Genomic DNA, 19966 nt, shown 5'->3' on the forward strand with positions numbered 1-19966 from the left:
GCGGAGGCGACGCCGCGTACACGGCCTCACCTCCGCCGTCGGGCGGGGTTGTGCGCCCTACTGCCCGCCGAGGCCGGTGGTGGCCACGCCGCGCACGATCTGACGCTGGAACAGCATGAACACGACCAGCAGCGGCAGCGCCGCCAGCAATGCGGACGCCATCGTGCGGGCGTACTGCAGCCCGTAGGTCTCCGTGACCGTGGCGATACCCACCGGGATCGTCATCAGCGAGGAGTCCGAGACCACGATGAACGGCCACAGGAAGTTGTTCCACGCCCCGATGAACGTGAAGATCGCGACCGCCACCAGGATCGACTTGGACAGCGGCACGACGATCGTGGAGAACGTCCGCCAGGGCCCGGCGCCGTCAACCCGGGCCGCGTCCAGGAGCTCCTGCGGGATGGCGTCGAAGAACTTCTTCAGGATGAACACCATCACCGGCGCGACCACCTGCGGAAGGATGATGCCGGCGTAGGTGTCGACCATCTGGAAGGACAGCATCTGCTGGAACAGCGGAACGATCAGGATCTGCCCGGGCACCATGATCGAGGCCACCGTGATCGCGAACGCGATCCGCCGGCCGCGGAACATGGTCCGGGAGAATGCGTAGCCGGCCATCGCTGAGACCACCAGCGTGATCACCGTGACGAGCACCGCCGTGATCACCGAGTTCAACATCCAGATCGGCAGGTCACCCTTGGTCAGGACGTTGATGTAGGCCTGCAGCGACCAGCCGCTCGCCGGCCACAGGGTTGCCGCGCTGGCCGCGTCGGTCTCGGTCTTGAACGAGGTGATGATCGCCCACACGAACGGGAGCAGCCAGACCACCGTCATCATGATCAGGGCGATCATCGCGAGCGTGCGGGCCGTGGTGCTCGAGCCGAGCAGGAGCCGGGTGGAGCGCTGGTTGTCCGCCCGGCGGATCGCCCGCCGGGTGGCAACCTCCGGCAGCACGAGAGTGTCGGTGGCCATCTCAGGACTCCTTCCGGCCGGCGAAGAACCGGGTCAGGGACAGGATGACGATCAGCGCGAAGAAGATGTAGGAGATCGCCGACGCGTACCCGAGCCGGTAGTTCACGAAGCCCGTGTCGTAGATGTAGAGCAGGATCGAGCGGGTGGCACCGTTCGGCCCACCCTGGGTGAGCAGGTAGATCTGGTCGAACACCTTGAGCGAGGCGAGGATCTGCAGGGCCAGGACGAGCCAGGTGGTGCGCCCGAGCTGCGGGATCGTGATCGAGAACAGGCGCCGCCAAGCGCCTGCGCCGTCGATCGCGGCGGCCTCGTAGAGGTGTTCCGGGATGGCCTGGAGCGCGGCCAGGTAGAGCAGGAAGTTGAACCCGACGGTCCACCACACGGTGGCCGCGATGATCGCGATCATCGCCCAGTTCGGGTCGGTCAGCCAGCCCACCGGCTCCAGCCCGAGGGCGGTGAGCCAGGTGTTGAACAACCCCAGGTCGGGCTGGTACATCCAGGCCCAGACCTGCGTCACCACGGCGACGGGCAGCAGGAACGAGGCGAAGAAGGCGAACCGCCAGAGCCATTGGCCGGGAAGCCCGGTGAACACCAGCAACGCCATCACCAGGGCCACCAGGACCAGCGGGATGGTGCTGCCGACCGTGAACAGGACGGTCTGCCACAGGGTCTGCCAGACCTGCGCGTCGCCGAAGGCCTCGACGAAGTTCGCGATCCCGACGAAGCCGGGTTCGGTGCCGATCAGGGTGCGGTCGGTCAGGCTCATCCAGATGCCGTAGATGATCGGCCAGACCAGGAAGACGAGGAAGACGACTGCGAACGGAAGCATGAACCAGTAGCCGCTGCGGCCGCTGTGGAGTTGTTCGGCGCGTCGCTCGGCTTCGCGCGTTGAGCGGCGCAGGTCCTTACGGCCTGCGCTCGGGGCGGACGACGGCGTCGCTGCCGTCGCGTCGGAGGTGGTGGCACTCATGGGTTGCTCTCCCGCCCTACGCCGGTGCCGGCGTCTCGAGGAACGTGTTCATCTCGCCGACCATCATGTCGACGGCGTCCTGCGCGGTGCCGAGGCCCTGCAGTGCGGTCTGCATCGCCTGGGACATGCGGTTCTGGAAGTCGCTGCCGGAGCCCGCGAACCACACCGGTGGGTCGAGGAAGATCCAGTCGGCAGCCTGGGCGTAGTTCCGCTGCGGAACCAGGTCCTGGTACTCGTCGGACTCCACCACCGGGATGAGAGAAGGGATGTGCCCCGCGTCTGCCCAGCGCAGCCCCCGCTTGAGGATCGCGCCCAGAACCTCATAGGTCGCCTCGCGTCGTTCCGGGTTGGCGACCAGCTGCCTCGGCAACACGTAGGAGTGGGAGTCCCCGAACGCCGTCGGCGTGCCGAAGATGATCGGCACGGTCGCGCCGCCCAGATCCGGGATCGCACCCTGCAGCGAGGTCTTCTCCCACACGCCGGAGAAGATCAGCCCGGTCTGCTCGGTACTGAAGTTCGCGATCGCGGAGCCGTAGTCGCTGTTGCTCGCGGCGACGGTGCCGTCGAGCATCGACTGCATGAACTCGAGCACCTCGACGGCGGCGCCGTCGTCGAAGCCGACGGGCTGGCCCGGCGTGAACTCGTAGTCGGCGCCGGTCTGGCCGTAGAACCCCCAGAACATGCGCCACGGCTGTGCGGCGTCACTGAGGTACCCGTAGGAGAGGCCCTGCGCGCCGGTCACCTCCGCCATCGCGCGGCCGGCGTCCAGGAGGGCGTCCGGGTTGTCGATCTCGACCAGCGTGCCGTCCGGGTTCAGCAGACCGGCCGGTTCGGCGATGGCCGGGTTGTAGAACGTGATGAACGGGTGCGTGTCCAGCGGCAGCGCGTATAGCTCGTCCTGGTAGAGAGCCCGCTCCCACAGCGCGGCGGGGAAGTCGGACTCGGTGATGCCGACCTGCTCGAGCAGGTCCAGGTCGAACGGTTCCAGGAGCCCGCCGGGCGCGTACCCGATCAGTCGGGACAGGTGCATCACGGCCGCCTCGGGGGCGCGGCCACCGGTCGATGCCATGGCGAGCTTCGTGTAGTACGGCGCACCCCACGCCAACGTGGTCCGGTCGATCGTGATGTGCGGCAACTCCTCCCGGACGCCTTCGACGATCTCACCCATGATCTCGCCGTCCGACCCGCCGAGAAGGTCCCAGATGCGCACGAGCGTGCCGGACGAGGTGGCGCTCGCCACGCTTCCTGCGCAACTGCTCAGTGCACCTGCCGAGAGCAGTGTGCCAGCGCCGAGAGCGCCTTGCAGCACCGATCTCCGACGCGGCCCACGGGCTCCCGACCCGGGAGAACGTAACGCTGAATTCACGGTCATCTTTGACCTCCAGGTAGGCGATGCGCACGTTAACAGCCGCACAGGATCGTCTTTGTGTCCGATGCAACTTCTAACGTTGAATACAGTGATGTACCGCACATCGGCTGTCAAGTGGAGGTGGACCGTGTCGCAAGACCGCAGCGGTACAGAAGACGGCGCGCCCGCACGGCCGGCGCGCCGGCCGAACGTGAAGGACGTGGCCGCGCTCGCCGGCGTGTCCTGGAAGACGGTCTCGAACGTGGTCAACGGCACCGCCCCGGTGCGGGACAGCACCCGCGAGCGGGTGCAGCGAGCCATCGATGAACTCGGTTACCGGCCCAACGCGGCGGGCCGCAATCTGCGGCAGGGGCGAAGCCGGCTGCTCGCCCTGGCGATCCCCGAGATCCGCCTCTCGTACTTCGCGGACCTGGCCCACGCCGTCATCCTCGCCGCGAAGGCCCGCGGCTACACGGTTCTCATCGACGAGACGTTCGCCGAGCCGGGCCACGAGCAGGTCGTCGCCGAAGGGTTCCGGGTCGACCTCCTCGACGGCGTCATCTTCTCTCCGCAGGCGCTTGCCGACTCCGACCTCGTGGCCGCCGGCGGACGGCTGCCGATGGTCATGCTCGGCGAGGCCACCCTGCCCGTGGACGGCGGCGCGGCCGCGGCCGACCACGTCGTGATCGACAACGTGGTCTCCGCCCGCGAGGCCACCGAACACCTGATCGCGTCGGGGCGGCGCCGGATCGGGTTCCTGGGAGTGCGGGCCACCGAGACCAACGGCACCGGGGTGCTGCGGCACGCGGGCTACGCGGCCGCCCTCGAGGCGCACGGACTCACCGCGGAGGCCTTCCCTGCTCCGACCTACTCCCGCCCCGGCGGTGCCGAGGTGGTCGGCGGGCTCCTCGACCGGTTCACCGGCCCCGACGCCCTCGATGCGCTCGTCTGCGCGAACGACCTCCTCGCCATCGGGGCCATGCACGTGCTGCGCGCGGCCGGGCTCCGGGTGCCAGAGGACGTGGCCGTGCTCGGCTGGGACGGTACCGAGGACGGCATCTACTCGAACCCGACCCTGACCACCGTGGCACCAGACCTGTCCGCGCTCGCGGAGTTGGCGGTGGATCTGGTGCTCGCCCGGGTGGACGGCTCGACGGTGACGCCGCAGGTGCACACGGTCGGGCACCGGCTGATCGTCCGGGAGAGCACGAACGGGCACCCCGGGAACTGACCGGGGCTTGACCAGGGCCTCAGGCGATGGCCTAGGCTTGCCGGTGGCCCGCCTACAACGTTGTATCTCGAGGAGAGATAGATGTCCGACATCCCCCGCCCGGAGTACCCCCGCCCGCAGATGGTCCGGCCCGACTGGCTGAACCTGAACGGCACCTGGCAGTTCGAGATCGACGGCGGTGACTCCGGCCTCGAGCGTGGTCTCGTCACCTCCGACCTCAGCGGGAGCATCACCGTCCCGTTCGCCCCGGAGTCCGAGCTCTCCGGCGTCGAGCACGTCGACTTCATGGACGCCGTCTGGTACCGCCGCACGGTGACCGTCCCGGCCAACTGGTCCGGACGCCGGGCGCTGCTGCACTTCGGCGCCGTCGACCATGACACGACCGTGTGGGTGAACGGCACCGAGGTGGTGCGCCACCGCGGCGGTTTCTCCCCGTTCACCGCTGACCTGCACGGTGTGGCAGCGCCCGGTGAGGAGGCCACCATCGTGGTCCGCGCCCGCGACCCGCGCCACGCGAACCAGGCCCGCGGCAAGCAGGCCACCAAGTTCAAGAACTCCGAGTGCAACTACACCCGGACCACCGGCATCTGGCAGACCGTGTGGCTCGAGCCGGTGCCGCACACCCACCTGCGCCGTCCGCGGATCACCCCGGACCTCGCCTCGACCAGTTTCACCGTGGTGGCCGCGCTGTCCGGCAACGTGCCCGGCTACCAGGTCCGCGCCGTGCTCTCCGACGACGCCGGCGAGATCGCCACCGCGACCTCCCGCGCCGACCTCGACCTCGCCCCGAGCCTGCACCTGGCGGTGCCGCAGGACCGGGTCCGGCTCTGGTCCGTGGGTCAGGGCAATCTATACGGTGTGCGGGTCGAGCTGCTCGACGCCGACGGCGCCTTGGTGGACTCGGTCGACTCCTACGCGGGCCTGCGCTCGGTCGCGATCGACGGCAACCGGATCCTCATCAACGGCGAGCCCGTGTTCCAGCGGCTCGTACTGGACCAGGGCTACTACCCGGACGGGCTGATGACGGCGCCCTCCGACGCGGCCCTCGTCGAGGACATCGAGCTCTCGCTGAACGCCGGCTTCAACGGCGCCCGGCTGCACCAGAAGGTCTTCGAGGAGCGGTTCCTCTACCACGCGGACCGGCTCGGCTACCTGGTCTGGGGCGAGTTCGGGGACTGGGGCATCGGCGGCGGCGGACCGATCACGGACCACCAGCGGGTCACCGCCTCGTTCATCACCCAGTGGCTCGAGGTCCTCGACCGGGATGTCTCGCACCCCTCGATCGTCGGGTGGTGCCCGCTGAACGAGACCTGGCAGGTGCTGCACGACCGCATCACCGACCTCGACGACGTCACCCGCGGCATGTGGCTCGCTACGAAGGCGGCCGACCCCTCGCGCCCGGTGCTGGACACCTCCGGCTATTCCCACCGGGTCCTGGAGACCGACGTCTACGACTCGCACAACTACACCCAGGACCCGGCCGCGTTCGCCGAGGAGATGGGGGACGTGGCAGGCGGGACGCCCTGGATCAACACCCACGACGGGCGCACCATCTCCCAGGACTACAACGGCCAGCCCTACTTCGTCAGCGAGTACGGCGGCATCTGGTGGAACCCGGACGCGCTCGCGGCCGCGGGCGACAACCGTGAGGAGTCCTGGGGGTACGGCCAGCGGGTCGCCGACGAGGAGGAGTTCCAGGTCCGGTTCGCCGGCCTGACCGACGTCCTGCTCGACGACGTCAACATGTTCGGCTACTGCTACACGCAACTCACCGACGTGTTCCAGGAGGAGAACGGCATCTACCGCTTCGACCGCAGCGTCAAGCTCGATGTGGACCGCGTCCGCGCCGTGCAGCAGCGGCCGGCCGCGATCGAGGCGACCGCGCGGGTGGCCGCACCGGGCAGCGCCGGCTGAGCCGGTCTTCGCCAACCTGCCCGACGGCGAAGGTGGGCCCGCCTACGCGGCCCACTTTCCGCCGTCGGGCAGTCGCGTTTGGCTTCACGGTGGCCCGATGGGCCACAATGGACCGGGCGCCGGGAGGGTTGACAGAGCGGCCGAATGTGACGGTCTTGAAAACCGTTGTGCCTCAACAGCACCAAGGGTTCGAATCCCTTACCCTCCGCCAACGACAGCCCCGGACCCGCATGGTTCCGGGGCTTCGCGTTGCAATGGCGCCGTTTCTGGTCCCGTGTGCAGTTGGCACCAGAGTGCACAGGTGCGCCCTGGTATGCTTGAAATTAGGACCAAGACAGGACACGCTGGCCCCTTGGGATCAGGAGGTTGAGGATGCCTAAGAAGCGCACGAAGTTGCCACGCGGGATCGACCGCCGGACCGGCGGTATGTACCGTGCCCGGGTGACCTACGAGGGTCGCCAATACGCGATCGGCAACTACTTCACCATCGGCGATGCCAAGGCTGCGCTGTCCATAGCCCGCTCGGAGATTGCCCGCTGCGTGTTCATAGCACCCACCGAGCGACGCAAGTCGGTGCGGGACGCCGCGACCCGTGAGCGTGTCGAGTCCGTGACTGTGCGGGAGTGGGCGGACGACTGGCTCGTCCGGCTCGCGGACGAGGGTAGGTCGCCCGGCACGACCCGGTCCTACCGCTCGACCCTGGACGTGCACGTGCTGCCGACGCTCGGTGACGTACGCATGGTCGATGTGGTTCCCGAGGACATCGACGTGCTCCTCAAGGCGGTGCGGGCCAAGCGCGGGCCGTGGGCGAACGTGGCCCGGACGGTGCGCACCATGTTCCGCGCTGCCGTCGCCGCGAAGATCGGTGGCGTAACGGTATCGCCCGTGAACGTGTCCATCCCGAAGGACACCCGCGCGAGCGCCTCCATCGACACCGAGGAGGTCGCTTCGCCTGCCGAGGTGCGAGCCATGGCAGCGGCGATGCCGCAGCACCTGCGCATCGCCGTCCCGCTGGCCGCGTGGTGCTCCCTGCGGCTCGGCGAGGTGCTTGGTCTGCAGCGCCGCGACCTAGAGCACCTAGACGACCCGGCGCGTGCCGTGCTGCACGTGCGTCGTCAGTGGCACACGAAGACCTCACCCCCGGGCTACACCGATCCCAAGGCCGGGTCGCGGCGTTCCATCGCGATCCCTGCCGTGGTGCTCTCGGACCTATGCGAGCACTTGGCCGCGCACGCCGGGCCGGGCCGGGAGGGTCCGGTCCTGCCGAGCACAAGGAACCCGCAGGCTCCGATCTCGCAGACCTCCTTCGACAAGGCCTGGCGGGTCGCACGGGATCAGGTGCGACCGCGCTTCCTGTTCCACAACCTGAGGCATACCGGCCTGACCACGTACGCCGCCCAGGGCGCCACACTCGAGGAGCTGAAGCGGCGCGGCGGGCACCGTAGCACCGACGCGGCAATGCGCTACCAGCATGCGACGGCGCAGCGGGACAGAGCGCTTACGGCGCGTATGAGCGTCGAGGTCGAGGTCGAGGACGCGGTGTGACCGGGAGGATTTGCTAACCCGAATCATGTGCGCGGACCGGGCCTTGGGGTTCCTCACCGTGATGTCACACGCGGCTACCAGACGATTGCCGTAGGGCCGGTGTCTGGCCAGACTCGGTCCAGGTGATCGGCGGGAGGCTCTCCATGCGGCTGCCCACCGGGTGATCTGGTGTGGCTCACTTTCGGTCTGCAGTCCGCGGGTCACCGTGACGAGGCGTGGCTCAAGAAGGGACTGCCCAGCTCGTAGTAGCAATGCCCACCTCGCCGTCCGCATCGGATCGAGCACAGGCGGGAGCAGCGCATGAACTACCGGTCGGAGCGCGTCATCATTGGGGTGGATCCCCACAAGTTGTCGGCGACGATCGAGGTCGTCGACCAGCATGAACAGCGACTCGGGTCGGTTCGGTTCACCACCGACCGGGCTGGCCATACCGCGATGCGCACCTAGGCGAACACTTGGCCGAACCCGGTCTGGGCGGTCGAGGGAAGCAACGGCGCCGGGCGACCGCTGGCCCAACGATTGCTCGAGGACGGCGGGCATAACCGCAAGACCGACGCGCACGATGCACACGCGGTCGCCGCTGTTGCGGTCCGCACAACGACCCTGAGGGTGCTGCAGCTCGATGGCGAACTCGAAGCACTACGGATGCTCACCGACCGTCGCGAGGCACTGACTCGCCGGCGGGTCCAGACCGTCGACCGACTCCAGGCTCTGCTCGCAGAACTCCTGCCAGGACAGGCGAAACGCGACATCACCACCGGTCAGGCCAAGACCATGCTCGCGTCGGTGCGTCCCCGGGACATCGCCGGCAAGACCCGCCGCCGCATCGCCGCCGAAGAGCTCGCCGAGCTGGTCGCGGTCGAGGCCAAGATCAAGAAGTCCACCGTCGAGCTCAAAACCATCGTCGTGGCCCGCGGCTCACGCTTGATGGATCTGCACGGCGTCGGCCCCGTCGTCGCTGCCCGCGTACTGGCCGACGCCGGCGACGTGACGCGCTTCGCTGACCGCAACCGGTTCGCGTCCTGGACCGGCACCGCACCCTTGGATGCCTCATCCGGTGAGCAGAACCGGCACCGTCTCTCACGGGCCGGGAACCGGCGGATGAACCACATGATCCACATCGCAGCGATCAGCGAGATCCGTCTCAACACCGACGGCCGGGTCTACTACCGACGTAAGCGAGCCGAGGGCAAGAAGCCGCTCGAGGCGATCCGCTGTCTCAAGCGCAGGATCTCCGACGCGATCTACCGCCAACTGCTCGAAGACGCACAACGTGCAGCCGTCGAAGACGTTGGCACGGGTCCGGGAGGGCACTGCAGGGCGTCTCAAGAATCCAGCGCGGTCGACCTACCCCTGCACATCGACACTTCGGATCAGCCACTTCCCGGACCCGCGGACAAGACGCTACGCCAAACCGGTTGACAACAGAAGGGAGCCGGACGGGGTTCTCGAGGGACCAGTGGTCTGATCGCAAAGTGCTCGCCTCGCCAAACTCATGAACCTCCCGGCCCGGATCACGTCCTACGCTCGTCGTCTACGACGGCACCTGCCGCTCAACTGGCCCTGAGAAGCAGCCCGGACCACGTTCTACGACGCTGTGCTACACGCCCGAGACTGGGCGACCTGAAATCAGTCTGAAGCGCCCCTGCCGCCGCACAATCACAGTGGAAACACCGGTCAGGCCGGGCAGCCACAACACGCCCACAGATGCCGTCATCACGCCGGAATCGACCTCAGGCGTCGACCTACAACTCATCGGTGGATCGAGGCAAGGGTGGCATGTTGCCCACGGTGTCTCCACAAGCTCTCGATGTCTGCGGACCGCGAGAACTGGTGGACGCTGATGTCGGTGCGCCGGCACCGGTCATCAGGCAACCCTGGAGTGCGGACAGTTCCGGTCGGACGAAGCGCAGCACGCATGTGGCCGTAGTCCTACCGATCCGCGTCCGCAAGCGGCTGGCTCGCGTGAGGTAGCGACTCCGGGAGGTTCCCGGGGCCGATCACACGGGAGACCTCTACCATGGACAACGCTAATACTCGTGCTTTCGGTACCACCGTCTACAGCACCAGCGGCACCGCACCCTTGCGGATCGTGCCGCTGAAGCGGAACGATTATGCGGTGTGGCTGGAGTTAGAGGACGGCTCGGGCCAGATCTACAACCGTGCCGGGCTGGCATCGGTGATGGGCGGTGGCGGGTTCGCGCTTTCGACGTCGGGCACCGCGCCGGTCCGGGTCGACGTTCACGACGCTCGGACCGTGCGTGTCTCGTTCGAGGATGGCAGTGGGCAGGCTTATGACCGCGGATGGCTTCTGAGGGCGCTGGCTGAGCACAGGCAGGATCTTGACCTCTGAGCTAGCGGCGGTGACCCGCACCCGCCCAACGGCTGATCGCCCGCCGTGCCAGAGGGGCGACTACTGCTTGCTGCAACTGTGGGCGTTCCTCATGTACGGGTCTTGCGTCGACGTCGGATTCCTGCCCGCCGGGCGATCTGACCAACGCGTGGCTCACTCAGCCCGTAGTGCTCGGCGACGGCCCGGTACGGTAGACCCGCTTGAGCCCAGGCGACCACCTCGGCATCGCGCGCCGAGAGGATCGGATCCGTATGGTGACGTCGGACAAGATTGCGAAGACATTCGCCGCTGCAGGTCCTGCGTGTGGTCCTCTCGCCAGGAAGATCGCACCACTGTGCCCTGCATTCCTCGCAAGTCCGCACCACGACGTGATGATCTCGGGGAGCGAGGAGCGGTTGGCCACGCCTAATCCGCTGCCAGTGCATCTGGCACACGCCACGGGAGAACTCGACCGAGTCGCACTCGACCACCGCGCACGTCCCGGGCATGACACCGATCATGGCCCCTTCTGTTTGGCTGTGCACCGCCCATCCACAGCAACCCACACGAAGTCCTGCCGCTGAGCAGGTTGTTGAGGCACAACAGGAATCATGTCGGGCCCACGTTCGGTGCTGACGTCGCTGCTGCTCACCATGCGGTGTGGGCCAGTTCCGGGGTTCGTGGCCAATGCGTGTCAGATTCCGGCGAAGGTGGTAGGCGCTCATCAGGGAGGGCAAGGGCGGATGCGAGGTGCGCCTCGGTATTGCACAGTCGTTGGCGACGACGTGGCGGCAGGTTCGCGCCGATCTGATCGTCGAGGCCTTCCCGTGCGTGTGCCGCCGACCCCCAAGTTTGGCGGGTTAGCGAGCCCCTGAAGCGGGAGGGTCAGCCGGGAGCGGTGCGGGCGCGGAGTTTCTGCTGCGGCAGCACGCTGACGGACAGTACGACCAGGATGGCAACGGCCCACAGCCCGGTCCTGGCGGCGCCCCGTTCGGTGGCCGATCGCCCCGATGGCGACGACGCACACTGACAGCAGGCCCACCACGAACGCCGGCCACTCCCCCAGCCGGTCCGCCGGGGTGAGCGAGGTGCGCAGGGGAAGTTCGTCGACCATCTGCTCGGCGGTGAACAGGCCCGTCTGCTGCAGCACCTCACCGGTAGGGCTGATGAAGCCACTGACCCCGACGGTGGAGATCTGCACCACCGCCCGACCGTGCTCGGCCGCTCTGAACCGGGACATCGCCAGCTGCTGTGTCGACTCCTGCGTTAGTCCGAAGGATGCGTTGTTGGTGGGGATCACGATGAGCTCGCCGCCTGCCAGCACTCCCTGCCGAATGAGGTCGTCGTAGGCAACCTCGAAGCAGATCGCGGTGGCGACCGGCACGGTCCGGCCCAGGCGGGCGATCTCCACCGGCATCAGGGCGGTGCCGGTGCCGGCGACCATGTCCGTCGTGACAAGGTCCACGGTCGAGGTCAGCCGCCGGAAGAACTCCCGGTAAGGGATGTACTCGCCGAACGGCACCGGCCTTTGCTTGGTGTAGTTCACGTCGGCACTCGCGCCGATCCCCGGCTCCCACAGGATGTAGTCGTTGTACCGCAGCCCGGGCGAGAACCGTTGAGTGCCCAACAGGATCGGTGCACCAATCGTGCGTGCCGCCTCGTCAAGCATGGACGCGATCTCCCTGTCCACGCGCGGATCGATGTCCGACGCGGACTCAGGCCACAGCACGAGGTCGAGTTCGCCAGGAGCCACCTGCTCGAGGAGAGCGCGGGTGCCCTCCGCGTGATTGGCTGCCACACCTCGCGCTTGGGACATGGCCTCGGCGCCCTGCGCGGGCACGTTGCCCTGCACGGCACCGAGGCGCAGGGTGCCCGCTTCCGCGTTTGCGTTCACGGGGACAAGCACGGGTAGGAAAGTCAGCGCCAGTGCGGCGGCAAGTGCCCGGCCGGCTGCGGCGAGCCGCCGACGGCGCAGGTGCAACAGGGCGACGGCTAGCAGCGCCCCGAGTGCCACCACCATGCCGCTGACCAGCGTCTCCCCGCCCAGCGGTGCCAGACGCAGAAGCGGGGCATCTGTCTGAGAGAACGCGAGCGTCCCCCAGGGAAAGCCACCGAAGGGCCATCGGCCTCGGACCTGCTCGACGCCCACCCACAGGACAGCCGCCGCCACCACCTGCAACCAGATGTGCTCGCGTACCTTGGCGCCGCGGCGCACCCAAACCCAGGCGGCACCGAACGCGCCGAGGTACAGCGCCTCGAAGACCGACAGCGCGATCCACCCGATCGGTTGGCCCACTGCCTCGTTCGCCCACCACACGTGCGGCAGGAAGAACGCGACCCCGTAGAGGCCACCCACGACAAAGCCCCACCGGGCCGAATCCCGCAGCAGGGCCAGCAAGAGCAGCGCGACGCCGACGAACGCCATCGGCCACCAGGACCTGCCCGGGAACGCAGTCTCGGTCGCCAGCCCACCGGCGACGGCCAGCACCGCCGACCACAGCCGGGAGAGATCTCGCCGGCGCGCAGGGTCCCGGCCCCGTAGGACGGGACGGAGCGCAACGCACCGAATCGCAATCGGGCTCATGCGAGGTAGGAGAGCGCGGTCGTCATACCTATCTCAGCGTGGCAGATGTTGTTGCAGTGCCCACGCGCTGGCCCGGGTTGTCCGCCTGCAGCGTCTGCATGCCTCGAGTTTGGTGTCCGCGGACTCTGCCCTGCCGTCGGCGAGGGGTCGAGCACTGGCCTGGTGATCCTTCGTCCGACCTGATGGGAACTTCTGGGTGCACCTGCTGCCGGGGCACTTCATCGAGTGACCAGGCGACCGCGGCGTCACGGCGCACCAATGGCGAAGGTCGCTTCGCGGCGGTGGTCCGCGGTCCCGGTGATCTGCCCGGTGTCATAGTCGACCTGCAATGCCTGCACCGAGCCGAAAATGGCTTCCTCGACGCTGACGACGTCGGCGGACCAGCCAAGTTCGTCCAGTCGCGCCGCCAGGTCGGCCGTGGGTTCCACCTCGACGGTGAGGATGCCGTCCTGAAGATGGAATCGTGGTGCCGCGACAGCCTCTTCGAGGGATTGCTGGTGCAAGCTCCCGCGCGTGATTACATTCGCCAGGATGTTCGGGATCTGGTGTCCGCCCGGCGATCCGATGCCGAGAACTGGCCGATCTTGGTTGTCCAGGACGACGGTGGGTGCGGCCCAGCTGACGGACCGCCGTCCTGGCTCGGGCTGGTTGCTCGGGGTGTCGATGGTCTCGAAACGGGAGAGCTGGTTGTTCATGAAGAAGCCGCCGACTGCCTGGGCATCTGCCCCGCCCCAGAAGTTCGTGATCGTATTGGTCATGGAGACCATCAACCCGGCACTGTCGACGACGGTCAGATGCGTGGTGTTCCCGGGCACCAACGGAGCCATGGCACTCGTGCTTGCGCTGCCAGTGTTGACCTGCTGGGCCAGGGTGGCGTTACGGGCGGGGTCGGTCAACTCCTGCACGGGGACGTCGACGAATGCCGGGTCACCGAGGTGGGCCAGCACACTCTCGTCGGCGATCTGCCAGGCGAGGGAGAGGTCTTCGACGTAGTCGGCCGACCCCGGTTCGGCGTCCCCGACGCCCAGCGCTTGGGCCGTCTGCAGCATCTGGATGAGGGCGACGCCGGGCAGCGCGGGTGCGGCGGAGAGGATCGTGTGGTCGCCGAAGGCACCACGCACTGGCTGTGCCCTGACCACCTCGTAGGCGGCGAGCGAAGCCGCGTCGATACCGTCCACCCGTGTGACCTGCTCGGCCAGCGCTCCGGTGTAGAAAGAGGTCGGTCCTTCGCTGGCAAGTGTGCTCAGGGTGGCGGCGAGGTCCTCTTGTACGAGTTCGTCACCGGCCGCCAGCGGTCTGAACCAGCCGTGGAACTGTGGTTGCCCGTCGATCGCAGCCGGTCCGTAGTCGCTGCGCATCCTCAAGGCCAGGAACTCGGTGATGGGGAACCCGTCCGCGGCCAGGCCGATGGCCGGTTGCAGCAGGTCTGCCCACTCGACCTGGCCGCGATCTTGGTGGAGAGCGGACATGCCCGCCACGAAGCCGGGGATCCCGGTCCCGGACGCCGGGATCACCCCGTCCTGTGCCACCACCTCGCGGTAGTCGTAGCTCTGCGGCTCGGCGCCAGGGGGCACGATGATGGCCGACCCTCCGCCGCCGAGACCCGAGGCGAAGGGCTCGACGACAGACACCGCGAAGGCGGCAGCGATTGCGGCATCGACTGCGTTTCCGCCGTTGGAGAGCACGCTCATGCCGGCCTCGACCGCAGCCGGGTGGGCGGCGCTTACCGCGTAGGACTCGAGCACCGGAGCCTGCTCCGTCGGACTGGTGGTGACCGCCGGCGGCGACACGGGGGCCGGGGTCTGCCCGGCGGTTCCGGTCGTCGGGGCGACAGGGTCGACAGGCGGACTTGCAGTGCAGGCGACGAGGAGCACGATCACGGCGAGGCTGACACCGGCGCGAATGGTTGACCCGCGGTGGAACGGCATGGAACTCCTTTACGTGGTTGGACGGGCAGGCGGGCGACGTAGGTTCACTCGGACAGGCGGCTCCGCGCCTGATCCAGGAGGCAGGGTGCGGGGTTTGGCCGGAGGCGAGCCGCGTGCCCACGGGCGGCGCAGCAGTTGCTCCAGGGGGCCGCGTGGAAAGCGGGCGGTCCACGCCGTGGCGAAGAGGACCGCCCCGGTCGCGATCGCGAGGCTGATGAGGACTCCCTCGCTGAGAACATGTGGTTCGGGACGCACGAGCATGGCCAGGACCAGCAGGTGCCCGACGTAGATGGTCAGAGCAAGTTGGCCGGTCGCTACGAGGACCCGCAGCCGACGACGGACAAATGCGTCGCCGCGAAGGAGCACGCCGAGGACGAGCACGGCGCTTCCGGTGCCGCTGACCAGCCACAGCGGCATCTGTGAGTGTGCGACGGAGGTGACCAGTCGATCGAACCCGATGGCATCGCCGGGCTCGCCCACCCAGGAGATGAGGGCGAGGGAGAGCGCCCGGCCGGCGAGCGTGGCAAGCGCCCCGGCGACGATCATGCGCCGCTGCACCGATCGGTCACGGAGATCTTGGCGCGCGAGCCACATCCCGAACAGGAACGGACCGAGCCAGGTGATGACCGGGTAGGGACTGGAGAACAGGATGCTGTGCACGATCTCCGGAGGCGAGTCCAGAAGGGTAGTCGGTCGCGGGTCGTAGGTGGTGCCCTGCGCCATCTGCAGCCCGATCCAAGCTACGGGCCCTAGGACACCAGCGGTGAGTGCACCGGTGAGCAGGACGCGGTCCGGCGCCCGAAGCAGTGGCACGGCAAGCAGGAAGAGCACCGCGTAGGTGGGCAGGATCACGCTCACCTCGTGGTCCAGCAGTTGCAGGGCGAGCCCACCGAGCAGCAGAACACCCGTGCGCCACAGCAGCGCAGGCCACGGGATCCGGCTTCCAGGTGCTCGAGTGCGGCGGGTGAGCAGGGTGATGCCAAGCCCGGCCAAAAGCACGAACAGCAACGACGCTCGACCAAGGGGCAGCCGATGGACTACGTCGGCGAATCCCTGCCCGGTGCGTGGACCGACGTTGACCACGATCATGCCCAGTACCGCGACCGCGCGTGCTGCGTCCACTCCCGAGATCCGGCTGCTTCCGCCTCGTTGCGGCTCACGTGGTGATGATGGACGGGTGAGTTCCGTGCCTGTGCTCACTCGTGCTCCGATCTGGCTCCTATCGCCTCGGGTCCTGAGCCGCACACGGAGAGGGATCGAGCCGTGGCCTCGTGCCTTAGCGCGTAGGTTCATCGGCCCAGCCAGTCCACCGCACCGGGCAACCTTGGGCGGTCGCAGGCCTCATGGGTTTCCTCCAGAGGCGTGGCGCCATGAGGCCACTCCTGTTCGTGGGGAGAGTGAGGCCCCGCGTGCGACCACGTAGGTACCGTGTTCTCGTTGATGGCGACCTCGTGCACGTGGCTCACGCACTCGGTGGCACCGATCGGCGGTGACTTCGGCCAGCCGCGTGAGCACCACGGATGCTGCAGCCGCAGCGAGCGAGGCGCTTGGTCGATGCCGGCGGGCCGTCACAGATCCGCGCGCATCTGCTCCATCTCGGCGATCTCCGCCTCCTGGTCGCTGATGATCGTCTCCGCAAGCTCGAGCGCCTGCGGGTTCTCCCCAGAAGACAGCTCCTCCTGCGCCATCTCGACCGCACCCTCGTGGTGGGCGGTCATCAGGTCGAGGAAGCGGCGATCAAACTCGGTCCCGGACAGCGACTGCAGTTCCTCCATCGCCTCTTCCTGGCTCATCCCGTCCATGTCCATCCCGTCCATGTCACCGTGGTCCATTCCGTCCATGGGCATGGTCTCTTCGCCCCACGTCTCGAGCCAGGAGGTCATGCGTTCGATCTCTGGGCCCTGGGCAGTGGAGATCCGCTCGGCCAGATCACGCACGTCCTGGGTCTCGGCCTGCGCGATCGCGAGGTCGGCCATCTCGATTGCTCCCTGGTGATGGACGATCATCATCTGGGCGAACGCCACGTCGGCGTCGTTGTTCGTCCCTTCGACCTCACCGGCGGAGTCCGTCTCCGTCTGAGTCTGTGCCGGGCCGCTGTTCGACTCGTCGCCAGAACCGGCGTCGGAACAAGCGGCAAGGGTGATGGCCAGGGCGAGGGCGCCACCGGCGGCGGTCAGCAGGCTCTTGTGCTTCACAGGTCCTTCTTCAGATAGCGAGGCAGAATCCGGGCAGTCGCCGGCGCCATTGACCCGAATGGGGTCGTACGCGGCGACGTTCAGTCAGTTAACGCCGAGCCGCGGCAGTGATGCCACCTAAGCGGCTCGGCTTCATCAACCCTTCATCGAATCTTGCGCACCTCCCCCAGGAACTCGCCTGCGGGCGCCGCGGAGGGCACACAGCCACTGGGGGTCTTCACGGAATCTTGATCACGGGCCGACCATTTTGGTGCGCACAGTGGTTCAGACTGCGGGAACAGTAGTTGGGAGGTGAGTGATCTCGGCTAGCACATGGGGGCTGCTGGCGGCGATGTGCCTGGTGTTCTTGGGCATCGGCGTGTGGGCAGTCTCACCGACCCGAAGGCTCGGGTCGGTGAGACTGCCCGCCCTGGCGCCGTCGAAAGAACAAGCGAGGACATGAGCGACCCTCCGTCGGTACGGTCGTCCGACGCCTGATGGCATCGGTCCGTGCAGACCGACACCTCGCCTACGAATGCCTCCTGAGCCTGATGAGACACGTCCCGGACGCCTTTCGGCTTGATCTCGCCGGGCGTCTCCCGTCGTGTGCGACGGTGAGGATTCGCTCAAGGACTAAGAATTTCCGCCCGGAGACGCAACGGGTTCAGTGGATCGGCGGCCCGGTGGTCAGCGGGTCTCGACGAGATCGGTGTCCTGGCGGCGTCCGGGCTTGTTCAGCACCGGTTTGGCGTCGCTGGCGGCCGCGACGCTGGCGGCGGGGCTGAGGTCGAGGCGCCGGAGGAGTTGGGCGTTGGCTGCGACGACGATTGTGGACAGGGACATCAGGATCGCACCGATCTCCATGGGTAGGACGAAGCCGATCGGAGCCAGGACTCCGGCGGCCAGGGGCACGGCTGCGATGTTGTAGCCGGCGGCCCACCAGAGGTTCTGCTTCATCTTCCGGTATCCGGCGCGGGAGAGTTGGATGACGGAGAGGACCGAGCGGGGGTCGTCGGAGGCGAGGATGACGCCGGCGGAGGCGATCGCGACGTCCGTGCCGGCGCCGATCGCGATGCCGACGTCGGCCTGGGCGAGGGCTGGTGCGTCGTTGACGCCGTCACCGACCATGGCCACGGTGCGGCCCTGGTGTTGGAGCTCGAGGACCTTCTCGCTCTTGTTTTCCGGGCGGACTCCGGCGAAGACCTGATCGATACCCAGGTCGGCGGCGACGGACTTGGCGACGGGTTCGGCGTCGCCGGTGATCATCACGACGTGCACACCGAGGGAGTGCAGGGCCTCGACCGCCTCGCGGGATTCCTGGCGCACCTCGTCCTCGAGACCGAGGGCTCCGGCGACCTGCCCGTCGATGAGGACGTGCAGCACGATCGCGCCCCGGTCGGACCAGGCGGAGGTTTCCGGGAGTGGGTCCAGGTGATGCTCGGTCAGCAGGTTCGGGCCGCCGACCGCGACGGTGTGTCCGTCGACGGTGGCGCTCACCCCGACGGCGGTCGAGGCGGAGAAGCCGGTCGCGCGGGGGACGTGCAGGCCGCGCTCCTTCGCCGTGGCGGTGATGGCTCGGGCGAGCGGGTGCTCGCTGTCGGCCTCGGCGGCCGCGGCGAGGGCCAGGAGTTCGTCTTGGTCGCGTCCAGTGGTGTGGATGTCGTGCAGCGCGGGTTCGCCCTTGGTGAGGGTGCCGGTCTTGTCGAACAGGACCGCGTCGACGGTGCGCATGCGTTCCAGGGCGGCCCGGTCCTTGATCAGGACGCCCGCACGGGCGGCGCGCTCGGTGGAGATGGACACCACGAGCGGGATCGCGAGGCCGAGAGCGTGGGGGCAGGCGATGACCAGGACGGTGATCGCACGGATCACGGCGAAGTCGGGTGAGCCTATGAGCGACCAGACGGTGATCGTGATGATCGCGGCGGCCAGGGCGAACCAGAACAGCCAGCCAGCGGCCTTGTCGGCCAGGAGTTGGGCGCGCGTGGTGGACGACTGTGCCTCGGCGACCAGGCGCTGGATGCCGGCCAGGGCGGTGTCGTCACCGACCGCGTCGACCTTGACCCGTAGTGCGTTGTCGGTGGCGACCGTCCCGGCCACGACGTGCGCGCCGACCTCGCGGCGCACGGGCCGGGACTCCCCGGTGATCATCGACTCGTCGACGTCGGCGGCCCCGTCGACGACAGTCCCGTCGGCCGGGATGCGCCCGCCGGGGCGCACGATGACGACGTCACCGAGCCGCAGTTCCGCAGGGGCGACGCTGACGATCTGGTCGCCTTCGACCTTCTCCGCCTCATCGGGCAGGAGCGCGGCCAGGGAATCCAACGCGGAGGACGTCTGCGCCAGGGAGCGCATCTCGAGCCAGTGCCCGAGCAGCATGATGACGACCAAGAGCGCGAGCTCCCACCAGAAGTCCAGCTCGTGGGACAGCACGCCGAGCGTTGAACCCCAGGAGGCGAGGAAGGCGACCGTGATCGCCATCCCGATGAGGAGCATCATCCCGGGCTTGCGCGCGCGGATCTCCGCGATGGCGCCGGTCAGGAACGGACGGCCACCCCAGAGGTAGATGACCGTGCCCAGGACCGGCGCCACGTAACCCAGTCCCGGGACGTCGGGCAAGGAGTAGCCGAGCAGATCGGCGAACATGCCGCTGAGCAGAACCGTGGGGATCGCGAGCAACAGGTTGATCCAGAACAGCCGACGGAACATTGCCACGTGGTCGCCGTGCCCGGCGTGTCCGGAGTGGTCTTGGTGGTCGTGGGCCATCTGCCCGGTGTCATGCCCGCCGTGATGGTCGTGGGCCGTGTCCGTCCCGTGCTCTTGGCCGTGACCGGTGGGCTCTGGGTGGGCAGGTTCTGGGCTGCCGCCGTGGTCGTGGTGGCCGTGACCGGTGGTGTTCATGAGCCGGGAGTCCCTTCCGATCCAGAAGACGAGGCATACCCAGGGGGGGTATGTGCGCACAACGATAGAC

The 19966-nt window shown here is 68.0% G+C and carries 13 protein-coding genes and 1 tRNA gene; 6 read left to right on the forward strand and 8 right to left on the reverse strand.

Features of this window, described 5'->3' with window-relative positions; genetic code table 11:
* Positions 1–57: 57 nt before the first annotated feature.
* The 3 genes from HALOF300_RS13415 to HALOF300_RS13425 are packed head-to-tail and all read right to left on the reverse strand — an operon-like array spanning position 58 to position 3182.
* Positions 58–972, reverse strand: coding sequence for a carbohydrate ABC transporter permease (locus HALOF300_RS13415; RefSeq protein WP_156741436.1), 915 nt, complete (start codon positions 970–972; stop codon positions 58–60).
* Position 973: 1 nt separating this feature from the next.
* Positions 974–1942 carry a carbohydrate ABC transporter permease gene (locus HALOF300_RS13420; RefSeq protein ID WP_156741437.1) on the reverse strand — a complete coding sequence of 323 codons (969 nt, stop codon included), beginning with the start codon at positions 1940–1942 and terminating at the stop codon, positions 974–976.
* 16 nt (positions 1943–1958) lie between these two features.
* Positions 1959–3182, reverse strand: coding sequence for an extracellular solute-binding protein (locus HALOF300_RS13425; protein ID WP_231955346.1), 1224 nt, complete (start codon positions 3180–3182; stop codon positions 1959–1961).
* A 256-nt stretch (positions 3183–3438) separates the two neighbouring features.
* On the opposite strand from HALOF300_RS13425, the gene HALOF300_RS13430 reads away from it, so the two are divergent.
* The 6 genes from HALOF300_RS13430 (at position 3439) to HALOF300_RS13455 (ending at position 10333) form a co-directional block, all read left to right on the forward strand.
* The gene (locus HALOF300_RS13430) at positions 3439–4521 is read left to right on the forward strand and encodes a LacI family DNA-binding transcriptional regulator (protein WP_197522537.1); all 1083 of its coding nucleotides are present in this window, start codon (positions 3439–3441) and stop codon (positions 4519–4521) included.
* 81 nt (positions 4522–4602) lie between these two features.
* Entirely contained in the window at positions 4603–6435 is a 1833-nt protein-coding gene (locus HALOF300_RS13435) for a glycoside hydrolase family 2 protein (protein WP_156741440.1), read from the forward strand.
* Positions 6436–6557: 122 nt separating this feature from the next.
* A tRNA-Ser gene (locus HALOF300_RS13440) sits at positions 6558–6646 on the forward strand.
* 161 nt (positions 6647–6807) lie between these two features.
* The gene (locus HALOF300_RS13445; protein WP_156741441.1) at positions 6808–7980 is read left to right on the forward strand and encodes a tyrosine-type recombinase/integrase; all 1173 of its coding nucleotides are present in this window, start codon (positions 6808–6810) and stop codon (positions 7978–7980) included.
* 519 nt (positions 7981–8499) lie between these two features.
* Positions 8500–9402, forward strand: a complete 903-nt coding sequence (locus tag HALOF300_RS13450) for a transposase (protein WP_231955348.1) — start codon at positions 8500–8502, stop codon at positions 9400–9402.
* A gap of 598 nt (positions 9403–10000) precedes the next feature.
* Complete coding sequence (locus tag HALOF300_RS13455; protein WP_156741442.1) at positions 10001–10333, forward strand: hypothetical protein; 333 nt, start codon at positions 10001–10003, stop codon at positions 10331–10333.
* 703 nt (positions 10334–11036) lie between these two features.
* Here HALOF300_RS13455 and lnt read toward each other — a convergent pair.
* The 5 genes from lnt to HALOF300_RS13480 all read right to left on the reverse strand — a co-directional run bounded on the left by lnt (position 11037) and on the right by HALOF300_RS13480 (position 19896).
* Positions 11037–12800, reverse strand: a complete 1764-nt coding sequence (gene lnt / locus HALOF300_RS13460) for an apolipoprotein N-acyltransferase (protein WP_269455289.1) — start codon at positions 12798–12800, stop codon at positions 11037–11039.
* A gap of 341 nt (positions 12801–13141) precedes the next feature.
* Complete coding sequence (locus HALOF300_RS13465) at positions 13142–14824, reverse strand: gamma-glutamyltransferase (RefSeq protein ID WP_156741444.1); 1683 nt, start codon at positions 14822–14824, stop codon at positions 13142–13144.
* 9 nt (positions 14825–14833) lie between these two features.
* Positions 14834–15946, reverse strand: a complete 1113-nt coding sequence (locus HALOF300_RS13470; RefSeq protein WP_197522538.1) for a DUF418 domain-containing protein — start codon at positions 15944–15946, stop codon at positions 14834–14836.
* A 446-nt stretch (positions 15947–16392) separates the two neighbouring features.
* Positions 16393–17019: a DUF305 domain-containing protein gene (locus HALOF300_RS13475; RefSeq protein ID WP_156741446.1), complete on the reverse strand. Its 627-nt coding sequence runs from the start codon at positions 17017–17019 to the stop codon at positions 16393–16395.
* Positions 17020–17685: 666 nt separating this feature from the next.
* Positions 17686–19896 carry a heavy metal translocating P-type ATPase gene (locus HALOF300_RS13480; protein WP_156741447.1) on the reverse strand — a complete coding sequence of 737 codons (2211 nt, stop codon included), beginning with the start codon at positions 19894–19896 and terminating at the stop codon, positions 17686–17688.
* Positions 19897–19966 lie beyond the last annotated feature (70 nt).

The sequence above is a fragment of the Occultella aeris genome (assembly GCF_902703175.1).
GTDB classification, from domain to species: Bacteria; Actinomycetota; Actinomycetes; order Actinomycetales; family Beutenbergiaceae; genus Occultella; species Occultella aeris.

Coding starts and splice junctions, on each gene's coding strand:
- HALOF300_RS13415 (WP_156741436.1), bottom strand. CDS start 972: ATGGCCACCGACACTCTCGTGCTGCCGGAGGTTGCCACCCGGCGGGCG.
- HALOF300_RS13420 (WP_156741437.1), bottom strand. CDS start 1,942: ATGAGTGCCACCACCTCCGACGCGACGGCAGCGACGCCGTCGTCCGCC.
- HALOF300_RS13435 (WP_156741440.1), top strand. CDS start 4,603: ATGTCCGACATCCCCCGCCCGGAGTACCCCCGCCCGCAGATGGTCCGG.
- HALOF300_RS13445 (WP_156741441.1), top strand. CDS start 6,808: ATGCCTAAGAAGCGCACGAAGTTGCCACGCGGGATCGACCGCCGGACC.
- HALOF300_RS13455 (WP_156741442.1), top strand. CDS start 10,001: ATGGACAACGCTAATACTCGTGCTTTCGGTACCACCGTCTACAGCACC.
- HALOF300_RS13465 (WP_156741444.1), bottom strand. CDS start 14,824: ATGCCGTTCCACCGCGGGTCAACCATTCGCGCCGGTGTCAGCCTCGCC.
- HALOF300_RS13480 (WP_156741447.1), bottom strand. CDS start 19,896: ATGAACACCACCGGTCACGGCCACCACGACCACGGCGGCAGCCCAGAA.